Annotated in this window: 1 protein-coding gene; it reads left to right on the forward strand. The window is 58.6% G+C overall.

All coding sequences use genetic code 11. The features are described 5' to 3' along the window. The first annotated feature begins 428 nt into the window (after positions 1 to 428). Entirely contained in the window at positions 429 to 1,850 is a 1,422-nt protein-coding gene (gene ltrA / locus AC1DKH_RS30285; protein WP_477800221.1) for a group II intron reverse transcriptase/maturase, read from the forward strand. The last annotated feature ends 72 nt before the right edge of the window (positions 1,851 to 1,922 follow it).

Here is a 1,922-nt window from a genome sequence, read left to right on the forward strand (position 1 = left end):
TTGTGCGCCAGGCATGGCGCGTTGCGCATAAGCGCAACCAGTTTGGCTGTGGTGGCCACGCTGGTGACTTGGAGGTGAAAGTCCTCTACACACCCGGCAAGGGGAAGTGTTAGCCAGAGGCAAGGGTGTCGCGGGTGACTGCGAATCTGAAGGAAGCCCGAGGCAAAATGCTGGCCTGACGAACAGGAAGCGGATCAGGCGGCGTAGCGGGGTAAGGTGGCAATGCTCACTAAAGCCCAATACTTGCACGGAACGCTACGACGTAAATCCGACAGGCATAAGCAGGAAGGTCGCGCGAATTACCCTGGGAGATCTGCTCGTTTGCCACTGTGCTACCGGGCGTCGAAAGGCGACGGGATGAACGTGCAGAAGTCAGCCGAAGCCGTAGTAAGTGGCGAATAACCGCGTCACCAAGGGCCGAACAGGTTATGCCGCCGGTAGGCGTCAGAGTCTCGTTGAATACCGAAATGCAGAAATTTCTCGCAGAGAAGACTGTTACTCCGAGTCCCGGACTGAATCCGAGGGTGACGGCTGACAGCGCACAGGTATCGGCGGCGTCTGTGGCGTGGACGAAAGCGGAGCCGGACACGCTGATGGCGCGGGTGCTTGCACCGGCCAATCTCAAGCGTGCGTATCAACGCGTAGCCAGCAACAAGGGCGCGCCGGGTGCCGATGGCATGACGGTCGACCAGTTGGCGGGCTATGTGAAACAGTATTGGCCGATCCTCAAGGCTCGGTTGCTGGCCGGCGCGTACCACCCGCAAGGTGTACGTGCTGTCGACATCCCCAAACCCCAAGGCGGAACCCGTCAGTTGGGCATCCCATGTGTCGTGGATCGCCTGATCCAGCAGGCTCTGCTGCAACAGCTCACACCGATCTTCGACCCTCTGTTTTCGGATTACAGCTATGGCTTTCGTCCGGGTAGAAGCGCTCACCAAGCTATCGAGACAGCCCGTGGCCATGTGGCAGCGGGACACCGCTGGTGCGTGGAGCTCGATCTGGAGAAGTTCTTTGATCGGGTCAATCACGACATATTGATGGCCTATATCGAGTGTCAAATCGAAGACAAACGGGTACTCACGCTGATCCGTCGCTATCTGGAAGCGGGAACGATGTCAGGCGGACTCGTCAGCCGACGGCAGGAAGGGACGCCGCAAGGCGGCCCGCTCTCGCCGTTGCTGTCGAATATCCTGCTCAACGAACTCGACCGCGAACTGGAGCGGCGGGGCCATCGTTTCGTACGTTATGCCGACGACGCCAACATTTATGTACGCAGTCGCCGTGCCGGCGCACGAGTGATGGCCGGCGTTGAGAGTTTCCTGAGGCAACGTCTGAAACTGGTGTTGAACCGGGAAAAGAGCCGAGTAGCCGGGGCGTGGATGTGTGATTACTTGGGTTATGGGATGAGCTGGCATCAACAGCCAAGGTTGCGAGTGGCAACGATGAGTCTGCGTCGCTTGCGCGACCGGCTCGGGGAGCTTCTGCGCGGAGCACGGGGGCGAAAAATGGCTTATACCATTGAGCGAATAAACCCTGTGCTGCGGGGGTGGGCTGGCTACTTCAAGCTCACTCAGGGCAAGCGTGCTCTGGAGAGACTTGATGGATGGGTGCGTCACAAGCTTCGTTGTGCCCTTTGGCGGCAATGGAAACGGCCCTCTGCGAGGGCACGTAACCTGATGCTCCTAGGGATCGACGAACAACGCGCCTATCACTCAGCATTCAATGGCCGAGGCCCTTGGTGGAATTCGGGAGCACCACATATGAATCAGGCGCTGCCAAAGAAACTTTGGGATGGACTCGGTTTGGTCTCGATATTGGATACGGTAAACCGGCTTAATCGCATAATCTGAACCGCCGTATACGGAGCCGTACGTACGGTGGTGTGAGAGGACGGCGGTCGCGAGACCGCCTCCTACTCGATT

The sequence above is a fragment of the Pseudomonas sp. 05L36 genome, assembly GCF_056398125.1.

Bases quoted from the DNA above. Each gene is read 5' to 3' on its own strand.
- ltrA (WP_477800221.1), top strand. From the start codon at position 429: ATGCCGCCGGTAGGCGTCAGAGTCTCGTTGAATACCGAAATGCAGAAA.